Origin of the sequence: Lysinibacillus sp. NPDC094177 (genome assembly GCF_050279145.1) — a bacterium.
Lineage (GTDB): Bacteria > Bacillota > Bacilli > Bacillales_A > Planococcaceae > Lysinibacillus.
On record NZ_JBNNTW010000003.1, the window covers coordinates 134,191 to 153,796 of the forward strand.

General features: G+C 33.2%; 14 protein-coding genes and 1 pseudogene. 14 read left to right on the top strand and 1 reads right to left on the bottom strand.

The annotated features are described in order from the left end of the window. Positions 1-139: 139 nt before the first annotated feature. The 8 genes from ACQKNC_RS06665 to topB all read left to right on the top strand — a co-directional run bounded on the left by ACQKNC_RS06665 (position 140) and on the right by topB (position 11,252). The gene (locus tag ACQKNC_RS06665; RefSeq protein ID WP_427424067.1) at positions 140-907 is read left to right on the top strand and encodes an ABC transporter ATP-binding protein; all 768 of its coding nucleotides are present in this window, start codon (positions 140-142) and stop codon (positions 905-907) included. Continuing rightward, positions 897-2,879 (top strand): FtsX-like permease family protein, encoded by a 1,983-nt coding sequence (locus ACQKNC_RS06670; protein WP_427424068.1) that lies wholly within the window; start codon positions 897-899, stop codon positions 2,877-2,879. Before ACQKNC_RS06665 ends, ACQKNC_RS06670 begins: the two co-directional genes overlap by 11 nt. Before the next feature lie 79 nt (positions 2,880-2,958). After that, on the top strand, positions 2,959-3,630 hold the full coding sequence (locus ACQKNC_RS06675; RefSeq protein ID WP_427424069.1) for a response regulator transcription factor: 672 nt from the start codon (positions 2,959-2,961) through the stop codon (positions 3,628-3,630). After that, on the top strand, positions 3,627-4,649 hold the full coding sequence (locus ACQKNC_RS06680; protein WP_427424070.1) for a sensor histidine kinase: 1,023 nt from the start codon (positions 3,627-3,629) through the stop codon (positions 4,647-4,649). The genes ACQKNC_RS06675 and ACQKNC_RS06680 overlap by 4 nt, the downstream gene beginning before the upstream one ends. Positions 4,650-4,946: 297 nt before the next feature. Beyond that, positions 4,947-5,990, top strand: coding sequence for a DUF418 domain-containing protein (locus tag ACQKNC_RS06685; RefSeq protein ID WP_427424071.1), 1,044 nt, complete (start codon positions 4,947-4,949; stop codon positions 5,988-5,990). A gap of 201 nt (positions 5,991-6,191) precedes the next feature. Then, positions 6,192-6,551: a YxeA family protein gene (locus ACQKNC_RS06690; RefSeq protein WP_427424072.1), complete on the top strand. Its 360-nt coding sequence runs from the start codon at positions 6,192-6,194 to the stop codon at positions 6,549-6,551. 66 nt (positions 6,552-6,617) lie between these two features. Then, positions 6,618-8,624: a S8 family serine peptidase gene (locus ACQKNC_RS06695; protein WP_427424073.1), complete on the top strand. Its 2,007-nt coding sequence runs from the start codon at positions 6,618-6,620 to the stop codon at positions 8,622-8,624. Between the two features lie 498 nt (positions 8,625-9,122). Next, on the top strand, positions 9,123-11,252 hold the full coding sequence (topB, locus tag ACQKNC_RS06700; protein ID WP_427424335.1) for a DNA topoisomerase III: 2,130 nt from the start codon (positions 9,123-9,125) through the stop codon (positions 11,250-11,252). Positions 11,253-11,906: 654 nt separating this feature from the next. On the opposite strand, the gene ACQKNC_RS06705 is transcribed toward topB, so the two are convergent. Next, the gene (locus tag ACQKNC_RS06705) at positions 11,907-12,041 is read right to left on the bottom strand and encodes a hypothetical protein (protein WP_427424074.1); all 135 of its coding nucleotides are present in this window, start codon (positions 12,039-12,041) and stop codon (positions 11,907-11,909) included. A 388-nt stretch (positions 12,042-12,429) separates the two neighbouring features. On the opposite strand from ACQKNC_RS06705, the gene ACQKNC_RS06710 reads away from it, so the two are divergent. From ACQKNC_RS06710 to ACQKNC_RS06735, 6 genes and pseudogenes are all read left to right on the top strand, one after another. Next, complete coding sequence (locus ACQKNC_RS06710; RefSeq protein ID WP_427424075.1) at positions 12,430-12,930, top strand: sigma-70 family RNA polymerase sigma factor; 501 nt, start codon at positions 12,430-12,432, stop codon at positions 12,928-12,930. Beyond that, the gene (locus ACQKNC_RS06715; RefSeq protein WP_427424076.1) at positions 12,927-14,183 is read left to right on the top strand and encodes a DUF4179 domain-containing protein; all 1,257 of its coding nucleotides are present in this window, start codon (positions 12,927-12,929) and stop codon (positions 14,181-14,183) included. Before ACQKNC_RS06710 ends, ACQKNC_RS06715 begins: the two co-directional genes overlap by 4 nt. A 470-nt stretch (positions 14,184-14,653) precedes the next feature. After that, complete coding sequence (locus ACQKNC_RS06720; RefSeq protein WP_427424336.1) at positions 14,654-15,088, top strand: MarR family winged helix-turn-helix transcriptional regulator; 435 nt, start codon at positions 14,654-14,656, stop codon at positions 15,086-15,088. Between the two features lie 70 nt (positions 15,089-15,158). Beyond that, positions 15,159-16,922: an ABC transporter ATP-binding protein gene (locus ACQKNC_RS06725; RefSeq protein ID WP_427424077.1), complete on the top strand. Its 1,764-nt coding sequence runs from the start codon at positions 15,159-15,161 to the stop codon at positions 16,920-16,922. Continuing rightward, complete coding sequence (locus ACQKNC_RS06730; RefSeq protein WP_427424078.1) at positions 16,915-18,750, top strand: ABC transporter ATP-binding protein; 1,836 nt, start codon at positions 16,915-16,917, stop codon at positions 18,748-18,750. The genes ACQKNC_RS06725 and ACQKNC_RS06730 overlap by 8 nt, the downstream gene beginning before the upstream one ends. A 306-nt stretch (positions 18,751-19,056) precedes the next feature. Further along, positions 19,057-19,602: pseudogene (locus ACQKNC_RS06735) on the top strand (DUF2441 domain-containing protein). The last annotated feature ends 4 nt before the right edge of the window (positions 19,603-19,606 follow it).

The window sequence follows — 19,606 nt, forward strand, 5'->3', positions numbered from 1 at the left end:
ACGAGCGTCGCTCAAAATAACAAAAATGTAACGTTTATGAAATATAAATCAACCGATACTATGAATGAAAATGTATAAAATAAATTACATAAACGAATAAGGATTAAAGCATTTTTTTATGGAAAAAGGAGAGATATAAATGCGAAATATATTAAGTGTAGAAAAAATAGAAAAATATTATGGTAATAAGGATAATGTCACAAAAGCTATAGATAATATTAGTTTTAAGGTAGATGAGGGAGAATTTGTTGGGATTATGGGGCCCTCAGGAAGTGGTAAAACTACATTACTTAACTGTATATCAACTATTGATAATGTTTCTACGGGGAAAATAATAATAAATAATAGTGACATTACTAGATTAAAATCAAAGTCACTTGATAAGTTTAGACAAAATGAATTAGGGTTTATATTTCAGGACTTTAATTTATTAGATACTCTTACCGCTTATGAAAATATTGCCTTGGCGTTAACAATAAAAGGTGAGGATAGTTCAAAAATTGATGACAAAATAAAATCAGTAGCAAAATATTTAGACATTGAACAAGTATTAAGCAAATACCCTTATCAAATGTCAGGCGGACAAAAACAAAGAGTTGCTTCAGCAAGAGCTATAGTAACAGATCCATCTATAGTACTTGCAGATGAACCAACTGGAGCGTTAGATTCTAAATCAGCTAGATTATTACTTGAAAGATTTGAAAATCTAAATAAATCTTTAAACGCTACAATTCTTATGGTTACTCATGATGCATTTACAGCAAGCTATGCCCGTAGAATTCTTTTTATTAAAGATGGGAAAATCTTTAGCGAGTTGATAAGAGGGAATGATTCTAGAAAAGAATTCTTTAATAAAATTATGGAAGTGATATCCCTTCTTGGAGGTGACGATAATAATGTATTCTAAGATTGCTGCCCGCAATGTAAAGAAAAGTTTTAAAGATTATGCGATCTATTTCTTAACATTAACACTAGCTGTTTGTATATTTTATAGCTTTAACTCAATAGAATCACAAAAGGCATTTATGGAAATTGAATCTTCAGGTGCAGATTATACGTCTACTTTAATGAAAGCTATGTCAAATGTATCCGTATTTGTATCCTTAATATTAGGTGGTTTAATCTTATATGCAAATAATTTCTTAATCAAAAAACGTAAAAAAGAATTAGGGATATACATGACTTTAGGTATGGGGAGAACAGACATATCTAGAATATTAGTAACAGAGACATTACTAGTTGGCGTTATTTCTTTAATGAGTGGACTTATACTTGGCATTGGCGTCTCACAGGGATTATCTACATTTACATTAAAGTTATTTGATTTGCCCATTTCTGAATATCAGTTTGCAGTTTCAACAGGTGCAATAGGTAAAACTGTTTTATACTTTGGAATCATGTTTGTACTTGTCATGTTATTTAATATACGTGTTGTTTCTAACTACAAAATAATTGATTTGTTAACAGCAGATAGAAGAAATGAAGAGATAAAATTTAAAAACCCTATTTTATATTTTGTAACATTTATTTTATGCGTAGTATCACTTGGATTTTCATATCAATCTGTAATAAAGATAGGGTTGGATTATAAAAACCCTATGTTCCAACTGTCTGTAATTATGGGACTATTAGGTACATTGATGTTTTTCTTTAGCTTATCTGGATTTATCTTATTTGTTGTAAAGAAAAATAAAAAAGTTTATTTTAAAGGTTTAAATATTTTTATCATCAAACAATTAAATAGTAAGGTTAACACAAATTTTATATCCATGTCTTTAATCTGTATTATGCTATTTATTACAATGACGGTTTTATCTACAGGAATAAGCTTTAAAAGAAGTATAGACGCAGAAGCTAAAGAAGCAACACCATTCGATGCTAGTATAATATTGGTAAATGAAGATGGAAATTACAAGATAGAAGACATATTAAATACAGTTAATTTTAAAATAAGTAATAACGAAAAATATGTATCTTATAATATATATCGAACAGGAATGAAAATTGGTGACTTTTTAACAAAAGAAAATACACCTGTAACGAATTTCGATGTGGATTTCATTAAAGTATCTGATTACAATAAAATTTTAAAATTTAAAGGTGAAAAAGAAATCCATTTAAATAACAATGAAGTTTTTCTTTCAAATGATAGCCGGTTAGTTAATCCTATAAATGAAAGATTAAAAAATAGCAATAAAATAAATATTAAAGAAAAAGAATATCTAATAAAAAATTCTGAAGCTAAACAAGAAAACCTTCAAACTTTTTATGGGCAATCTAATCCATTCACAATCGTTATAAATGATGAGTTTTTATCAGGCTACAAAATTAGTACATCCGTAATTAATGTAAATTATTTAGGTGGAAATAGAGAAGAATATAATAAAAAATATGATAGTTTTCAAGGTGACTTTTATGATAAAGTTCCAAATTTAAATTTCAAAATTATAGCAGGTATGTCAAAGGATACTGTTTATGCAGATAGTAAGGGATTGACAACTACCATACTATTTATTGGGATATATGTAGGTATTGTATTTTTAATAACGTCTATGGCTGTATTAGCTCTTCAACAATTATCAGAAGCTAGTGATAGTATAGAGAGATATAAATCTTTAATGCGAATTGGTGCAAACAGACAAATGATAGACAAAACAATTTTTATTCAAACTTTAGTCTACTTTAGTTTACCAGTTATTCTTGCCTTAATTCATTCAGTAATCGGAATTTATGTAGTCAATAATTTTATAAACTCGTATCAAGAAACAGATATTAGTTTTTCATCGCTCATGACTGCATTATTCTTTATTGCAATTTATTCAGGATATTTCTACACAACCTATATCGGGTATAAAAATATTGTAAAAAGTAATACTTGATATATTATGATCATTAAGGCTATTACATCTTGTTACTGAGATGTAATAGCCTTATATTCTATATAGGGAGGGGAAAATCATGAAAAAAATCATTCTTATTGAAGATGATGAAATGATAAGAGACGAATTACAAAATTTTTTAAAAAAGTATGGATATGAAGTAAAGGCCCCCATAGATTTTAATCATATTATCGAATATGTAAAAAATGAGAATGCCAACCTTATATTACTAGACGTAAATCTGCCAGTATTCGATGGCTATTATATTTGCAGAGAAATACGAAAAACTTCAGATGTTCCAATCATAATGGTTACAAGCAGAGATAGTGATGTAGATGAACTAATGAGTATGAATTTAGGAGCAGATGATTTTATAACAAAGCCGTATAATACAGAAATATTACTAGCTAGAGTTACGAACATGTTAAGAAGAACGTATGGAGGCTTAAAGACGAATAACATCTTAAATTATAAAGACTTTAATTTGAATCTTTCGAATGCAACGGTTACGTATCAAGACAAATCTTTAGAGCTAACTAAAAATGAAGTTAAAATACTCTCATACTTAATAAATAACCGCGGTAATATTGTAAAAAGGGATTCACTTATGGAACACTTATGGAAATCAGATTATTTTGTGGATGATAGCACCTTATCTGTTAATATGAATAGATTAAGAAAAAAGCTTGAAGAGATAGGTATAGAAAATCCAATAGAAACAAGAAGAGGGTTAGGGTATATAATGCCATGAGTACAGGTGAATTTATTAAAGACAAAATGGTAATAATAGTATCTAATTTGGTGCTATTTATTATATTAGCAGGTATATTGATTACTGCGAGTGTTAGTTCCATTATAATATACTTTACCTTTTGTGTTTGGTTTTTTCCATTAATTTCATATATAACTCTAGAACTTATTAAATGTAAAAGTTATTATAATGAGATCAATGGTATATTAGAAAACCTAGATAAAAAATACCTACTTCCAGAGGTAGTAAAGGAAACAAATTTTATACATGGGGAAAAGCTTAATTCTATACTTAAAGAGATCAGTAGGGACATGCATGAAAATGTAAAATATTATAGGGATATGCAAGCGGATTATAGAGAATATATAGAAACATGGGTACATGAAATCAAGACACCGATCGCTTCTACAAAGCTAATAATTGAAAATAATCAAAATGAAGTAACAAATAAAATAGACTCTCAAATAGATCGAATCGAAGGGTTTGTAGAACAGGTGCTGTATTATTCTCGAAGTAATAATGTCAGTAAAGACTATATTATAAAACCTATCAACCTTGATAATGTGGTAAGAAATGTAATTAAAAGAAATTATAGAGATTTTATTTATAAGAGAATAAAATTAGATATAAAAGCTATTAATGAAACCGTATATAGTGATGGAAAATGGGCTGAATTTATTATTAATCAGATAATAGGAAATTCTATAAAGTACTCAAATAACAAAGAACCAATGATAAGTATTTATTCAATTAAGAAAGCTAACTCAGTCATATTAACCATAGAGGATAATGGAGTGGGGATAATATCAAAAGATATAAATAGAGTTTTTGAAAAAGGATTTACTGGAGAGAATGGAAGGAGATTTAGCAAAAGTACAGGAATGGGCTTGTATCTATGCGAAAAACTGTGCTCGAAATTGGGATTAAAAATTAGTATGGACTCTGAAGAGAATAAAGGAACTAGAGTTACATTAATATTCCCTTTGTCAGATATGGCGACTGTTGAGTCTCCTTTATAACAGAGGTGCTACCATCTTTCTACGTATTTTGGATGAAACCTATAAACAAATAAAAGAAAATTAAAACAAAAAAGAGCTGGTTTTGCCAACTCTTTTTTTGTTTTTGCAATTTTACCTCAAAATCAATCAATTGTTTAATATGTTATAACAGCAGGGTAGTACCACATAGCTATCAAGTTAAGGTTAGAAAAGGTCAGTTTCAATGTTATATAACGATATTGTAAGATTGGCGTAACAATCATTGCTACTACTATTTTAGGAACTTCTGTATAGTTTGTGAGTGAGGAGGAGAGTTACATGCAACCAATTGATTTAAACAAAAGAATTGATACATTAGATTATTTAAGGGGATTTGCTTTATTAGGAATTATATTAGTAAATATTCCAACACTCATGTGGTTTGAACCATCTACAACTGTTGATCTTACGTATTATAGTTTTTTAACGCTTTTTGTGGAAGGGAAGTTTTTCTCCATTTTTTCATTTTTATTTGGTGTAGGCTTCTATATTTTTATTTCCCGTGCAAAAGCTAAAAATGAAAAAGCCTATTTTTTATTCTTTAGAAGAATCATTTTTTTATTTTTATTAGGACTTGTGCATTTCTATTTCCAACCGGGAGAAGCGTTAACCATCTATTCGATATTTGGTCTGATAGCATTACCATTTTACAAAGTTCGTAAAGAAATAAACTTAACTATAGGACTTATATTGTTAGCTGTTACAGCTTATTATGGAAACAAACTTGCTATGCCGTTTCCACTTATTTTACTTGGGTTAACGGCCGGTCAGTATCGAATTTTTGAAAAAATCAATGAAAATCGGAAAAGCTTATTTGCCTTTACAATTATTATGTTCTGTATTAGCATCGGTGGATTGCTGTATCAATGGCATTATTTTCCGGATTCAATATTGAACTATAACAATATGTCAGAAAGTGAAATTAAAGAATATGAGACAAACTCTTTAAAATTTGCCGTAATCGGGATGCAAATTAGCCCATTTGTATCGGCGTTTTATGTGGGACTAGTAATGCTTTTACTGCAACATCCTTTATGCCAATTTTTGCTTTCACCACTAAAAGACTATGGCCGAATGGCTTTAACAAATTATTTAGGACAAACAGCGCTGATTTTAATAATAGCGAATGTCTTTCACCTTAAAATTCAGCTGATTCAATCTCTATGGATTTGCATAGGCATTTACATTTTCCAATTACTAATTAGTAAGCTTTGGCTAAAATTCTTTAGATTTGGTCCAATAGAATGGTTGTTGCGCATGGGCACATATTGGACAGTACCTACAATGCTAAAAACTTCTACTAATTCTAAGAAACGCTCCTAAAGAATTGATAAGAACTTATCAAACTGGGTGATCCGTGCAGCTGAAGATTGGCTTTAGGCACAAAGTCTATTTTTCTATTCTTAAAGCATTCTCATTAACATAACAAAATTGTAACGTTGCTGTTATGGAAATCCATCTCTCAGTTAAAAGACATCTGATAAAGTTATATTTGTAATCAAGAGAAAATGGAGGAACGTTAAGATGAAAAAATATTTAGGCATTTTTGTTATTGGAGTATTAATTATTGGTGCAGTAGGATATAAAGTAATTCCCGGTTTATATGAAAAGGCGACAGCAGAAGAATATTATGTACAGATCCAGGGTAATGAAGATAAACAACAGCATCCAACAAAAGATGAGTATAAATTAAATGCATTTAATAAAGATGGTGAAAAAACAAAAATTGTTTTTTCTGTATATGATAATGAAACTCCCTTACTACTTCGTGTAAATGTATTAAAATCAACAGATTCTGAAGGAAATCACTTCGTTAAAAATTACGAAAAAGTAAAGGAAACAGAACTACCTGAGAAAGTAAAAGAAAAAATAAAAGAAGATTAAAGAATATTTTTTGTAAGTTATTTTGGTTTATATCAAAATACATACTTACTGAGAGGAAGACAACTGATGAAAAACAGTATAAAGATATTTCTGAGTTCGATAATTATTGCGTCTAGTATGAGTTCTTATAGTTTTGCTGAAGCTAGCCCCCCTGTCCAATCGTTTACCGGAAAAGGTGTAAAAGTGGCCGTGATTGATTCAGGTGTTGATAGAACGCATCCGGATCTTAAGAAAAATTATCTAAAAGGTTATGACTTCGTCGATAACGATAATAATCCAGAAGATACGGAGGGACACGGAACACATGTAGCAGGCATAATTGCTGCGAACGGATCAATGAAAGGAATTGCTCCCGATGCATCAATTCTAGCTTATCGTGTTTTTGATGATCAAAAAGGCGGGGATACCGAGACAATTGTTAAGGCTATTCACCAAGCTATCAAAGATGGTGCACAAATTATTAACTTATCTTTGGGAGAATCTTATAAAGGCACAGATTCCCCATTAAATAAAGCGGTCCAGGAAGCTATAGCTAAAAATATCACAGTTATAGTAGCAGCAGGAAACGCGGGGCCCGAACAATGGACCGTTAATAGTTTGGCCAGTACACCTGAGGCAATTACTGTAGGAAATATAAAGCAGCAGGGTATGAGTAATACTGTGCTGCACATTCCTGGTATGCAACAAGATATCGAATTTCACCCATTATTTGAAGACCAAGTTTTGAACCCAGGGAAACATACCGTTGCATATTTGCAAAACCTAAATTTAGATACTATTAAAAAGCAAAATGATCTGAAAAATAAAATTGTGATCATCGACCATATTGATGAAGAGCAATTTGAGGATTCTTTACAAGAACTTCAAAAAAGAGGTGTAGAGGCTATCTTTGTACCTAATGAAGATAGCACGGAAACGGTGGAAATGACTACACATTTGTACAATACAGATACAACGAACACAACGAACAACAATGCATTTCCTATACCAATGAGTTTCAATTCAAAAACAGAAATAGAAATGTTAATTAAAGCAGCTAAAGAACAAAAAACGGTTACCATTGTACAGGATACAGAGGCACGAATTTCATCTAGTAGTTCTAATGGTCCTACTGTAGGGTCTTGGCAAATTAAACCTGATCTAGCTGCACCTGGGACAAATATTGAGAGTACAGTCCCATTAAATTTTGAATTTAACTCTCCGGACGTTAAGCCGTCTGAAAAGGAAGGATATGCTATTATGTCTGGAACGAGTATGGCTGCTCCATATGTTGCAGGCGCAGCAGCATTACTTAAACAAGCACATCCAGATTGGTCACCTTATGAAATACGTGCAGCTCTTACGAGTACTACCAAGCTAATTAAAAACCGACAAGGTCAAGTCATAACTCCGTTAGCACAAGGATCTGGAGAAATTAATGTCGAAAAAGCTTTGAAAGCTGAGATATTACCATTGACTAACAATTTAAACTTCGGTCTTTTACATGCGAATACCGGTACTAAAAACGTTGTCAGAAAATTAAGAATTGAAAATGTATCCAATTACAGCCGCACCTTAGTTACGAAGAATCAATTGTTAGAAGGGAAAGTGGAGCTGCAAATTCCTAATCATATCACAATTCCTGCCCGTCAAACGATTGAAGTTCCTGTTAAGTTAAAGGTAGATACTTCTCTAGCGATAGATAAACATATAGGAATGATTTCTTTAGGACAAGGTGAAGAACAAATGAATATTCCATATATGGTATCCGTAGATCCTAAAGATTATCCATATTTATCAGTCGAAGGAAAAGAGGAGATTTCATTTAATAAATTTCCTTATGTGTTCGAATATTATACGCCATTTTCGCCAAAGCAACTAACAATTTCAATTAAAGGATATACAGCTGACAATCAACCCTTGTCGTCTGTCTTAATAGAAAAAAAGAATCCATCTAAAGGGTATCAGCAATTTAAATGGTATGGGAAGGATAAGAATAAAAATACGATACCGAAGGGTTCCTATGAATTAGTTATTGTGGCTAAATACAATGGGCAATCGTATCAGGTATCACAACCGTTGACAATTAATTAAAAATTCGGTTATGTGCGAAAATCCGCCAAGAGATAAACAGTGATATCAAAATATGGGGGAAATTATGTGGTATCTAATAATTTCTGTAATACAAGATGATACACTGAAAAGTTGGAATCTGTTTTTGAAAACACTCCTGATAAATGGGAAGATAATAAGCTTTATCGAATGACACATATTACATGTTTAAATGCTTAGCTATAGTTATTTGGTAATAAAGTGATAAATGATAATTGCTTAGTTAAATCAAAGTAGCCTAATTCCGTCAAAATTGCACAAATTTTAATGAAGCTAGATGAAATTGATTGGCTTGCGACTGGAGTTATAAAATATTTGAAGGGTGCCTCTGATACAAAGATTTTAGTAAGTGATATTTTAAATTGTTTAAAGTAAAATAGTAGTAAGGTATTTCACAATAAACTCAACTAATCTGATTAGTTGAGTTTTATGTTTTTATATAAAAAGCTACTAAAATATTTTAAAGAAGATGTGATGATTATGGGGAAAATCGCTATTTTAGCAGAGAAACCATCTCAAGCAAGAGCTTATGCAGAAGCTTTTAAAATTAAACAAAAAGAGAAAACATTTATTGAATTGGAACCTTGTTCTACTTTTCCAAAAGGTGCAGTAATTACTTGGGCAGTTGGTCATCTTGTTGAATTAAAGGAACCAAAAGAATATCAAAAGGAATGGGATAAATGGTCGCTTGGATCATTACCTATCATTCCACAAAAATTTGAAGATAAAGTTGTCTCAAAAATGTATTCACAATTTAATGCTGTAAAAAAAATCTTTAGTGATCCGCAAGTAACAATGATATATAACTGCTGCGATAGTGAACGTGAAGGTTCAAATATATTCTACTCACTTTTAAAAATGACGAAAGTAAATAAGGCTGTTAAACGATTATGGATCAATTCATTAGAGGTTGAGGAAATTCGAAAAGGTTTTAATAATATGCAAAGTAATGAGCGTGATCTGCTCATGTACCAAGAAGCAAAAACACGTCAAATTAGCGATTGGTTAGTAGGCATGAACTGTAGTCGCCTATATACGCTACTTTTACAAAAAAAAGGCTTTAAGGGTAGTATCTCTATCGGACGTGTGCAATCGCCAACCGTATATTTAATTTATAAAAGACAACAGGAAATCGAACATTTCAAGCCTGAAAATTTTTATGAAATTGAAGGGATTTTTAAAGCACAAAATGGTGTATATAAAGGGAAAGCAAAGTTAAAAACAAAAGAGCGTGGAGAGGCTGTGCAATTATTGCAACAACATGGGGTTGAACCGATGGATACAGGTTTAATTACGAGTGTATCGAACAAAACGAAACGTATTGCACCACCCAAACTACATGCGTTATCAACATTACAAGCAGCCGCCAATAAACGTTGGAAATACAGTCCGTCGAATGTTTTGAAACTTACTCAATCACTTTATGAGAAAAAGCTCGTTTCTTACCCACGTACCGATTCACAACTCATTACACATAACGAGTTTGCCTATTTAAATGAATCATTGGCAAAATATCAGCAGGTCGTGGGAAAGTCATTTAATGCGATAAATCGAGGGAATAACAAACGCTACGTCGACAGTGCCAATGTTGGGGAGCACTATGCTATTATTCCTACGAAAAAAGTGCCGACAGAAAAAGCGTTACAATCCATGAATGCTGATGAACGAAATATTTATTTCGAAATTGTCAATACAACACTCGCCATGTTTCATCAAGATTATGAATACGATGAAAAAACGATTATAACGAATGTCAAAAAATTAGAGTTTAAAACAGTAGGGAAAACAGAACTTGTAAAAGGTTGGAAAGAATTGTTTTCAAGTGAAAAAGAGTTGCAGGAGCGTGAGGAGTCGTTACCTGTCGTATTCCAAAATGAGATGGTACAAAGTAAGATTTCAATACTAGAAGGCAAGACAACGCCTCCTAAGCCTTATACAGAAGGACAACTCATTACGATGATGAAAACATGTGGTAAATCAGTTGAGGATGAAGAAGAAATCGAGGTGCTGAAATCGATTGAAGGTATTGGTACAGAAGCAACTCGGAGTGGCATTATAGAGACGATTAAAAAACATGGATTTATTGAAGTACGAAAAAACATAGTGAGTATTACGCCTAAAGGGGCGCTTTTATGTCGGGCAATTGAAGGGACATTACTCTCAAGTCCTTCTATGACTGCAAAATGGGAAATTTACTTAAATAAAATTGGTCGTGGAGAAGGCTCTGCAAAACATTTTATTGAAAGCATAGGCAAGTTTGTTAATCAATTAATTGCAGAGGTGCCTAAACAGTTAGAGTCACTCACAATTGAAGCTGAGCAGTTTAAACCAGCTGCTGTGAGAGATATTGTGACGTGTCCGACATGTAAAGTAGGAAAAATAGGTTTGCGTAAAAGCTTTTACGGTTGTTCGAATTATAAAAATGGTTGTAAGCAAACATTCCCAGAAAGGCTATTAGGAAAAAAACTAACTGAAAAGAACATTAATGATTTATGTAAGATTGGTAAAACAGCTGTTGTTAAAGGGTTTAAATCAAAGAATGGTAAACAATTTAACGCATCACTCCGTTTGGTAGAAGGAAAAATTGAATTTGAGTTTAATGAAAAGTAAAAGCGGAAGAGATTTATGATCTATTCCGCAAAAAAACTTATTAATTGAATTCGTCATGTAGATGTTTGAAATTTTCTTTTTTCTTTTTTCTTTGTTTTATAGGTGCTTCAGGTCTTAAATTACTCTCTAAATCAGAGTTAATATCCAAATTTTTTTTACTAAATTTACTCACCTTAGATTTTGGATTTTCTACAAGGTGAATAAATAAGCTTGAAACTATTAATTCGTTATAGAGCTGCTTGAAATGAGTAGCTCTATTTGTTTATTTTTTTAATTCAAGTTTTTGTTTCCTTTTTTTAAAAATCGAGTAATTCAGAATAAGTGTCATATAGAATTTGATAAAATGAAATTAAGTCATTTTTAATTGTTCTAGTTTTTGCTTGAATTTTTCATACATAATATCAATACTTGGTAAGGCAATATCCTCATTATCATTAAGGATGTACTTTTTAATACAGGACGATTCAGCTCAGCAATGTATTCTGGTATACGTCTGCTCCAGGTATTCCTACCAATCGAAGTATCTCTTTCAAGTAGGGAGGGTGTTAACTTAATCTTAACTTGATTATTTCTAAACTTCACGTCAGCTTCCATTAATTTCAAATTTTATCAGTAAATTGACTTTTCCGTACCCCGATAATTAATGCTCATGCTTCATGCCTCCATTAACAAGGCTTCAATATTAGCTTTTTGATTCAAATAAAATTCAATTTTTCTTGAAGTAGTTTTAAGTAAATCATAGTTAGCACTTTTAAATTGTGAAGCAATTGTAAATGATATATCTCTCATTAATTTTACTGCTTCACGTATTTTTTTCTAATTCTTTTGAAGAGTCAGTAAGCCTAAAAGAACTTCATAACGCCCTCCATTTTATTAGGACAACCATCTGTTTGATCCTTGCCGAAACAGTGAAAGCGAACAGGTTAGATTTATATCGATACATAGAAAATCTCTTAACGTAGCTGGAGAATATATTATTCAATCGGTCTGTGGAAAATAAATAGCTGTATATTTGATAATAAAATCAAAGATAAATAGCTTATCGTCCTGCGTATCTAGAATTTCTTTTTGTCGGGATATAATTAAAGACAGCGTAAGAAAGGATTCAAAAATAATTTTAAATTTTTTGAACGAAATGAAGCATCGCTGAGTCTAATTAAGGAAGGAGGCGAAAAGGATGGAATTTGATATCGTAAAGCGTGCTGTTCGTGGGGATCATCAAGCGATACTTTCACTTATTGAAATGGATGAAGATATTTTATATCGTATGGCTTTTACATATCTGAAAAATGAACAAGACGCTTTAGACGTGATGCAGGACCTAATTTACAAGGCACTGAAAAAAATGCATACCGTTAAACAGCACGAATATGCCAGAACATGGCTGGTGCGCGTCTTAATCAATTGTTGTAAAGACCATTTACGAAAACGTCAACCAACTGTTTCAATTCAGGAACATCACCAAGTTGAATGGGTCATCTACTCTGATATGGAGCGGTTATTGGAACATTTATCCTTATCTGAGCAGCAACTCGTCTATATGAAATATTTTCAGAAACTAAAAAACAAAGAAATTGCCGAGCTAAATCAAATTCCGGAGGGTACTGTAAAGTCTAAGCTTCATCACATACTCAAGAAGCTTAGAAACTTCGCTGGAGAAAAGGAGGACTGGCTATGAGTAAACTACCGATTGACGTTCCAAAGGAGAAACTTCAACAAGTTAGGATGGATATGTTTCGTAAAGTTCAACGAGAAAAAAGAGCAAAGAAGCGCATTGTTCCGGTTGCAATAGCCTTTTTGCTTTGCTTAAGCCTTTTATTTTCAATTCGTGTTTCTCCTACGATTGCTAGCTATGTTGCAAAAATTCCTGGCTTTCAACAAATTGTATTAGCGGTTGTAAGAGATAAAGGGATAAAAGATATTGTGGACAATGGATACTATGAAGAAATCAATACGACGCAGTCTAAAAATGGTCTATCACTTACATTGCAAGGCGTGATTGCAGATAATTCGGGATTAGTACTTTACTATGACGCAGATGCCTCATTTGATATGTCGGATTTACACTTGGAGGAAGTTCATTTGTTTCAAGGGGACGAAGAAATTGAAGGGGGTTCATTTACCAGTCATCAATCACATCAAACACGCATCTCTTCTTCAGTAGAATATAATTTTTCAGAGCCTTTCGCTTATACTTCAAAGGATTTTAAAGCGGTTTTTCGTTTTAATGAAAAGGATAAGGGGAACATTGAAATGACGATCCCGTTTTCACTACAAAACGAAATCGCAAAAGAAAAAATTATTACTGCGAATCGTACTGTAGATGTCGTTGGTCAGAAATTTACGATTACACAAATTCGCCGTTCTCCACTAAGAACGGCAATCGATATTGAAATAGATGAAGCGAATACGATGCAAATTTTAGCGCTTGATGATATTGCGGTCGAGACGGAAAATGGGGAGCGAAGAGAAGGTATTAAATATGGCTTGTCATTACGTGGTGATATTCGAGACGGCAAATTCACGCTTAATTTACAAAGTAATTATTTCCATGATTCAGATTCACTCAAAATATTAATTGGAGCTGTTCATGCCGTCCCAAAGGGCGAGGATTATATCGAAGTTGATTTTGGCAAAAAAGAAGTACTTACGAAGCCTGATTATTTGGATTGGGATATTTCTGTAACGCAGCAAAGTGTATCATTTGCTGCAAAGAAATGGGATGATAGAATGGCACATTCGTTTCTAAATAGAGCTGTAAAAGCAGATGGCACGACGTTAGAATATAAAGGTAGCTCGTTCTCAGATGATGAACAGTACCTATTTGAGACGGAGAACTTTGAAAATTATGATGGCAAAGCAAAATTATATTTAAGTTATTACTTCAATCCAATTGGAAAAAATATTGAACTGAATATTCCGTTGAAATAAAGTACAGATGTTCAAAAAGGCAATCCTTTTTGAACATCTGTTTTTATATTTACATACTTGTTTTTATCACTGTGTTGTTTCTGCTAAATGAAGAGAGACTTAGTGAGTTTTTGGCTATGATTTTAGAGGAAGAAATGTACTTAAAACTAGCGTGTGCGTTAGTTAAAAAAGGGCTACCAAAAAATAATCAAACTTTATTCCAGACCAACAAATTAAGACTGAGAACAGGCAAAAATGTACATTGTTATTTTGTCATTTACAAGCACACTTTATTGTTGGATTTTTTACAGACAATATGGCAAACTAAATAAGATAAATCTGAACATGATCATCTTTCACTTAAGGGCATAAGCATCTTACGAATAAATTTATTATGTATTGAGTTAGCTATGCCATGCTCCACCAGGGACACTAGTTTATAAAAAATAAAGTTAGCACGCTAACTTATTGGAGGTAGAAAATTGAGCAAAATGAGATCAGTTGGATTAGAGTTGCGCACATTATCACTTCTAATGAGAAGACAACTGGATCAAGCCGCATGTACTACACTAACTAAAAGAGATAACCTTACAGCCATGCACGGTTGGACTATTAGTTATCTTTGCAAAAACCAAGATAAAGATGTGTTTCAAAAAGATTTTGAACGAGAATTTTCTATTCGCAAATCAACAGCATCTAGAATACTAAAATCCATGGAAAGTAATGGATTGATTACAAGGCAAACTGTTCCCTATGATACAAGACTCAAAAAAATTGTCTTAACAGAAAATGCGCTGAAAATACATGAAAGTATCATGACTCGTAGAGCGATGCTTGAACAAAAATTACTAACAGGTATCCCGGAAGAGAAACTTGATGTTTTTTTTGAAGTGATGGATGCCATGAAAAAGAATCTGGAATCTTGATGAAGATGCTATTTTGAATTATTTTCACTATATAGTTAGCATGCTAACTAAATTGAGGAGGACTGCAAATATGTTGAAAATATTTAAATACTTAAAACCAAAAGAATGGACGCTAATCGTAGCTAGTATTGTGTTCATTGTAGGGCAAGTTTGGTTGGATTTGAAGTTGCCTGACTATATGTCCAAAATCACAACCCTTGTACAAACACAGGGCAGTAAAACGAGCGAGATATGGACAGCTGGAGGGAAGATGCTTTTATGTGCCCTTGGCAGTATGATTTTGGCAGTCATTGTGGGCTATTTTGCAGCAAGGGTAGCAACGTCTCTTTCAAAGGAATTGCGAAAAGGAGTATTTAACAAAACTCTATCTTTCTCTATGGAGGAGATTAATGGTTTTTCAATCGCAAGCCTAATTACTCGTTCCACTAATGATATAACGCAAATACAGCAAACTGTTGCAATGGGTCTTCAAGTTATGATCAAGGCTCCTATCCTTGCAACATGGGCTATTTTGAAGATCATGGGGAAAAGTTGGGAGTGGTCAGCGGCAACAGGAGTAGCTGTCATTGTTTTACTTATTTTGATAGGTAACCTAATCATCTTTGTGCTTCCGAAGTTTAAAGTCGTTCAAAAACTGACAGATAATCTTAACCGAGTAACAAGAGAAGGTTTAACTGGTATTCGTGTTGTTCATGCTTATAACGCACAAGGGTATCAGGAAGAAAAATTTGAAAAAGTAAATAACGATTTAACTGATACAAATCTTTTTGTGAACCGCCTTATGGCCCTTATGCAACCGGGGATGGGTCTGATTATGTCAGGTTTAACTCTTTCAATCTATTGGATTGGCGCGCATTTAATTAATAATGCAGCGGGTATGGATAGAATTGGTAAGTTTAGTGATATGGTCGTATTTTCATCTTATGCAATGCAGGTAGTTATGGCATTTATGCTATTATCAATGACATTCATTTTGCTACCGAGAGCAGCAGTATCTGCAGCACGTATTAATGAAGTACTAAATACACCTCAGACAATTATTGATGGAGAAATACAATCGTCTCCTAAGGGGATCGAAGGTGAAATCGAATTGCGTAATGTTAGTTTTAAATATCCTGATGCAGAAGACTATGTTTTAAAGGATATTAGCTTTACAGCGCATAAAGGCGAAACTGTTGCTTTTATCGGTTCTACGGGTAGTGGTAAGAGTACGCTAATTAATTTAATCCCAAGATTTTATGATGTTACTGAGGGAGAGGTATTAATCGACGGCATTAATGTGAAAGAATATGCACAAGAAGCTCTTTATAATAAGCTTGGCTACGTTTCTCAGAAAGCCGTATTATTTTCAGGTACGGTAAAATCTAATGTTGCCTACGGTAATAACGGCCAGAACCCATCAACTGATGAGGAGATCAAAAAAGCGGTGGAAATTGCACAAGGGCAAGAGTTTGTGGAGAAAATGGAAGGCGAATATGAAGCGGCTATTGCCCAAGGTGGTACAAATCTTTCAGGAGGACAAAAACAACGTCTTTCTATTGCAAGAGCAGTGAATAGAAATCCAGAAATCTTTATTTTTGATGATTCGTTCTCTGCCCTAGATTATAAAACAGACCGTCAACTTCGTTCTACTTTGAAAAAAGAGACGAAAGGTGCAACCTCTTTGATTGTGGCACAGCGAATTGGAACGATTAAAGATGCTGATAAAATCATTGTTCTTGATGAAGGTAAAATCGTTGGTGTGGGGAAACATAGTGAATTATTGAAAACTTGCAGCACTTATCAGGAAATTGCCTATTCGCAACTATCGAAGGAGGAGTTGGAAAATGAGTAATACACAAAATAAGCCTCGAAAAGGTCCAGGTGGTCCAGGTGGTCCGGGTCATATGATGGCTCCTGGAGAAAAACCAAAGAATTTTAAAAAGCCTATGGGAAAGTTGATTGCTTATTGTAAACCTTATTTACCAGCGATAATCTTTGCAATTGTTTTGGCAGTTGTAGGAACAATTTTCACGATCATTGGACCCAATAAGCTGAGTGAGATTACCGATTTGATAATGGATGGCATGTCTGGTGAGATTGATATTACGGCAATAGGAAAAATCGGCCTGTTACTTGCTATTTTGTATGGATTGAGCTTTGTATTCAATTATATTCAGGCGTTTATTATGGCTACAATTACGCAGCGAGTTTCCAAAAGGTTACGGACAGATATTTCGAACAAAATCGATAGATTACCATTGAAATACTTTGACTCTACAACCCACGGAGATGTGTTAAGTCGTGTCACGAATGATGTGGATATGATTGGACAGTCTCTAAACCAAAGTATTGGTTCGTTAGTGTCAGCGGGAGTTATGTTCTTTGGATCTTTGATTATGATGTTCTATATTAATGTTACGATGGCTCTTTCTGCCATTGCAGCAACTTTCATTGGATTTGTATTCATGACCTTTATTATATCCAAATCCCGAAAGTACTTCATACGCCAACAGCAGGACCTTGGTAAAATAAATGGCCATATTGAAGAAATCTATTCAGGGCATAGTGTTATGAAGGTTTATAATGGTGAAAAAGTAGCGAAGCAAGAATTTAATGAAATCAATGAAAGTCTATTTAATAGCGCTTGGCGAGCACAGTTTATGTCGGGCATGATGATGCCTCTTATGATTTTTATTGGAAATTTAGGTTATGTTGTTGTTTGTGTAGTAGGTGCCGCACTAACAGTGAAAGGTTCTATTACATTTGGTGTTATTGTTTCATTTATGGTTTATATCCGCCTATTTACACAGCCATTGTCTCAGTTAGCACAGGCAGCTACAAGTTTACAATCAACTGCCGCAGCAAGTGAACGTGTATTTGAGTTCTTACAAGAAGAGGAGCTTAAAGACGAAAGTGATAAGAAAGCCACATTAGATGCCAAAGATGTTAATGGTAATGTAGAATTTAAAAACGTTAAGTTCGGATATACGAAAGAGAAACTTATTATCAAAGATTTCTCTGCTCAAATAAAAGCCGGTCAAAAAGTGGCAATCGTCGGACCTACAGGGGCTGGGAAAACAACACTTGTTAATCTACTCATGCGTTTCTATGAGGTAGACAGCGGGGAAATCATGATTGAGGATGTACCGACTAAGTCCATTACTCGTAAAAATGTTCATGACTTATTTTGCATGGTGCTGCAAGATACTTGGTTATTCGAAGGTACCATTAAGGAAAATATCATTTATAACAAAGAGCATGTAACCGATGAAGAAGTGGTTGCAGCTTGTAAGGCAGTAGGTTTGCACCACTTTATTAAAACGTTGCCGAAAGGTTATGATACAGTTTTAAATGATAATACAAGTTTATCTGTAGGACAGAAACAGCTTATTACGATTGCAAGGGCAATGGTTAAAAAAGCACCGTTGCTTATTTTAGATGAAGCTACTAGCTCCGTTGACACGCGTACTGAAGCACTTATTCAAAAAGCAATGGATAAATTGATGGTTGGCAGAACATCATTTGTTATTGCCCATAGACTTTCAACAATTAAAAACGCCGATTTGATTTTAGTTATGAAAGACGGAGATATTATTGAAAGCGGTAATCATGAAGAGCTGATTGCAGAAAAAGGATTCTATGCGGATCTATATAATAGTCAGTTTGAAGATGCTTCTTAAAATTGAGTGCCGATAGACTTGCTAATGGCTACTTGGGAAAAGTGTAGCTTTGTAAAGAAGCTTGATCGTTTATAATAAAGCATTGATTAAAATCACCTCATTAGATTGTCTAAGAGGTGATTTTTTATTGGATATATATGTTAAAGTTTATTTAAAGATTATGAAGAAATGTACTTAAACTAACGGTGCAGGTAAGTTCGAAATACCTCCCTGTTCTGATGAAAAAAGTTAATAATGTAGACCAATTGGAGGCAGATCATGAACGAGAACGAATTTTATGTTTATCATATCGTTACTTGAAATAAAATGAGCACGGGACAGATAATTAACTTTGACAAGAACCAAAAGAATACCTTATATAGCTTCTTTTTTGAAACGGAACAATTGAACTCTAAAGGTGAAGACTTTATTAAGATTTTATATGGTCATTATATAATTAAGGGCTTGAACATTAGTAAAGAGAATGCCGAAGTAGCTATTAAGTATGTAGGACAAACAATCAGAGCTATTAGAGAAGTGGTAGTAGAAATGGTTAGACTACAGGAACATCCTGAATATCCTTCAAGATTGTCTTGCTTATATGCTGCTAAAAGCTATGAAGACGCTTTGAAATGGAAAGAAGTATTTGATTCATACAATTGTAATGTTTTGTAGATTGTTTAACTTCGAGTTATTGGGAAATATTTTGAAGGAGATGCAAACCTTTTACCAAAGGAGGATGGGGTTCCTTTCGCTCAAAAAATTGAACAAGCTAGAGAATATTGGAAGGGTAATGTTAGAAATGAATTTACTGAACTTTTGATAAACGGAAAAATTGAAGTGGTAGAAATTACTGATGATTTCTCATCTTAATTTC